The sequence below is a fragment of the Mucilaginibacter sp. genome (assembly GCF_036383575.1).
Classification (GTDB): Bacteria; Bacteroidota; Bacteroidia; order Sphingobacteriales; family Sphingobacteriaceae; genus Mucilaginibacter.
Genome location: NZ_DASVOB010000752.1, coordinates 1 through 3,977 on the forward strand (window position 1 = coordinate 1; position 3,977 = coordinate 3,977).

Annotated in this window: 2 protein-coding genes; both read left to right on the forward strand. The window is 42.3% G+C overall.

Translation table 11 applies throughout. The annotated features are described in order from the left end of the window. On the forward strand, positions 1–2,794 hold a 2,794-nt coding region (locus VF500_RS26900), incomplete at its 5' end, for a TonB-dependent receptor (protein WP_330862623.1). Positions 2,795–2,805: 11 nt separating this feature from the next. Next, on the forward strand, positions 2,806–3,977 hold a 1,172-nt coding region (locus VF500_RS26905), incomplete at its 3' end, for a RagB/SusD family nutrient uptake outer membrane protein (protein ID WP_330862624.1).

Sequence of the window (3,977 nt, forward strand, 5' to 3'; positions counted from 1 at the left end):
AGGTTATGCCACGCAAGAGGTAGCTCTTAACGGGCAAACAACCATTAACGTAGCTCTGCAACCACAAACCAATGAGTTGCAACAGGTAGTTGTAATTGGTTACGGTACCCAGCGCAAGCTTGACGTAACCGGTTCAATTGCTACTGTTAAGGGTGCTGATGTTGCCAAACAGGCTTCACCTAACGCGTTGAGCGGTTTACAGGGTAAAGTATCAGGCGTGCAGATCACTAACAGCGGTACGCCAGGCAAATCACCTGACATTACCATCCGTGGTTTAGGTACCATTTACGGTAATACTAAACCATTATTTGTGGTCGATGGTGTTTGGTACGATGATATCAGCTTCCTTAACCCGCAGGATATTGAAAGCTTCAGTATTTTGAAAGATGCGTCAAGTACAGCTATTTATGGTATCCGTGCAGCCAACGGCGTAGTTTTAATCGGAACAAAACGTGGTACAAAAGGCAAACCGGTTATCAATTACAATGGATATGTAGGTCTTCAGGCTGTTACCAACCAGGTAAAAATGGCAAACGCTAACCAATATGCTACGGCGGTAAACGAGCTTTCGGCATTAAACGGCGGCGACCCGATATTCAGCGATCCTTCATCATACGGTAAAGGAACCGATTGGTATAAACAAATATTGCGCAAAGCATTTACTACCAACCATGAGGCATCAATAAGCGGTGGTACTGATAAGTATACTTATAACTATTCATTCGGTTACCTTAATCAGGACGGTTTAGCCAAAACAAATAATTATCAGCGCTACACAGTTCACTTATCAAATGATTTTAAGCCAACTAAAAACTTAAAATTTGGTTATACCGCAAGTGCTTTATCTGATTTGTCGAAAGATGTTAACAGTGGTATTTTTCACCAGTTATTTGGCGCGGCACCTACACTGCCTGTACGCAAAGCTGATGGTGGTTATGGTGATCCTAACGATTATGGCACTGGCGACGGTAATAATTATAACCCGCAGGCCACTATTGATTTCTTCAATCAGCGTACAAAAAACAAGCGTTTTACTTATAACGCTTATGGCGAAATCACTTTCCTGAAAAACTTTAAATTTAAATCAAGTTATGGGGGCGATATCAGCCAAAATGAAGTGAGGGGATTTACTCCTGTGTACTTTGCTACCCAAAAACAGCAAAGCAACAAGACCAACCTGGATGTTAATCACACTGATGTACGCAACTGGATCTGGGAAAATACGCTGACCTATGACGTTAAAATAAAAGATCATAAAATTACAGCGTTAGTAGGTTATAGCGCACAAAACAATCAAACCAAACAAATAGACGGAAAAGCAGATTACGTTCCGTATGTAAAGAATGGTAGCATCAGGAACTCATTCCCGGATACAACCAATGTAAATTACTTTGCAACTCCGGGCAGCCAGATCCATACCCGCGCATTATCGCAGTTTGCACGTGTTAATTATTCGTTCAGAGATAAATATTTACTGAATGCCTCTATTCGTCGCGATGGTGCTTCTCAATTTTATGGAGATCATACTTACGGATATTTTCCTTCGGTTGGTGCCGGCTGGATAATTACCAACGAGGAGTTCATGAAAGATCAGAAAGTATTCAGTAATCTGAAATTACGCGGAAGCTGGGGTAAAGTTGGTAACTCTGGTGTACCTATTAACCCAACCGTACAGGTTATCGCAACAGACCCTTACCTGACAGGTTTATTCGGTAACCCGACTACGCTTTACCCGGGTGCAAGCATCAACTCAATAGTACCACCATCTATTGTTTGGGAAAAAACAGTATCATCTGATTTTGGTTTAGAAGGCGGCTTGCTTGATAATAAATTAACTTTTGAAGCTGATTATTACAACAGGGAAACCCAGGATGCAATTTTCGCGATCCCTGTAGCGGGTTCATTGGGTACAGTTAACAGCTCATTGATAGGTAACCAGGCAAGTATTCAAAATAGGGGCTGGGAGTTTTCATTGGGTTGGAAAGATAACACCTCTAAAGATTTCAATTACAGTATCAGTGCTAATATTGGTATCAACAATAATAAAGTACTTAATGTAGTAACCGGTAAAAACCCGATTTATGATGGTGGCGAAGGTATTGCCAATGGTGCATTCGCAACGCGTACAGTAGTTGGCCAACCAATTGGGCAGTTTTACGGTTATCAGGTAACAGGTATTTTCCAAACAGCAGCACAGGTTGCGGCATCGAAGCAAAAAAACACTGCAGCTCCGGGAGATTTCATTTATCAGGATACAAATAACGATGGTAAAATAGATGGACAGGACCGCGTAGCGTTAGGTAGTCCGTTGCCTAAATATAATTATGGTATCAATACTTCATTTACTTATAAAAACTTTGATCTTGCTTTAGATTTTCAGGGTGTTGCCGGTGTAAGTGTTTATAATGCTAATGTCGCCTATCGTTTCGGTAATGAGAACTTTACTCAGGATTTTTATTCGCATCGCTGGCACGGAGAAGGTACTTCTAATACCTATCCGTCAGTAAATGTCGGTAAATCATCAAATGCGGCCCCTAACTCATTTTATGTGGAGAGCGGCGCATACTTTAGGATGAGGAATGCGCAGTTGGGTTACACCATACCGGGCAACTTCCTGAAAAAACTGAATATTTCAAAAGTCAGGATCTATGCCAATGCGCAAAATGCCATTAACCTGTTCGGCTATAAAGGCTTCTCGCCAGAGATTGGTGGCGATGTAGGCAGCCGCGGCATTGATGCAAGCGTTTACCCGCTGTTCGCTACCTATAATTTTGGTGTTAACGTTACTTTTTAATCAATATAAAGATGAAAAACAGTACAAAATATTTGCATAAGGCTATTGCTTTAGGTCTTATTGCTTCACTTATATCTTTTCAAAGCTGTAAAAAAAGCTTCTTAAATGTTGACCCGGCGCAGAATACGGCGGCAACATTATTCTTCAAAACTCAGGATGATGCTACAAAAGCGGTTAGCGCCATGTATGCTAACCTGCGCGAGTGGAACAACATAGCGTTTGCGCCGATAGCGGTAGAAAGCATGGGTTCTGACGATGTGGAAAAAGGCAGTACTGCCAGCGATGCTACTTTTTTTAACACTTACCATAACTTTTCTGTAGCGGCCGACGATGCCCAGCTCGGTGGTTTCTGGAGAGGGCAGTATCAAACTATCAACTTTGCTAACCAGATACTTGCCAATGTTCCGGGTATCACCATGGATGAAACCTTAAAAGCAAGATACCTGGCCGAAGCTAAATTTATCAGGGCTTATGCATATTTTAGGTTGGTTAGGGCTTTTGGCGATGTGCCATTACGTTTAAGCTTACCTAAAAATGCGTCGGAGTATAATTTGCCACGTACTGCCAAAGCACAGGTTTGGGCAGCTATTGAAACAGATTTAACGGATGCAGCTAATGTATTGCCGCAAACTTACAGCGCTGCTGATGTCGGTCACGCTACAAAAGGTGCCGCGCTTGCACTGCATGCAAAAGTTGCTATGTACCTGAAAAAATGGAGCGATGTTTTAAGCTACACCAACCAGGTAATGGGTTTTGGTTATTCATTGTTTCCTGATTATGAGCAATTGTTCCGTACAACGCATAAAAATAACCAGGAATCGATATTTGAGGTACAGTGTGCTTTGATACCTAATAATCCGGATGCATCAAACTCACAGTATTCGCAGGTTCAGGGTGTACGTGGTGTTACGGGTGGTGGCTGGGGCTTTAATGTACCAAGCGCCGGTTTAGCTGCCGCATATGAAACCGGTGACCCACGCCGTGATGCTACTATCATATTCAGGGGTGAAACTACGCCTGAAGGTGATAAGATCCCTGCAACAGGCGATAACCCTATGTACAATCAAAAATCATATGTGCCTTTCAGCCAGTATGTATCAGGTTTTAATGAAGGCTGCCAGCAAAATAAGATCGTTTTGCGCTACGCCGATGTATTGCTGATGAACGCTGAAGCTAATAATGA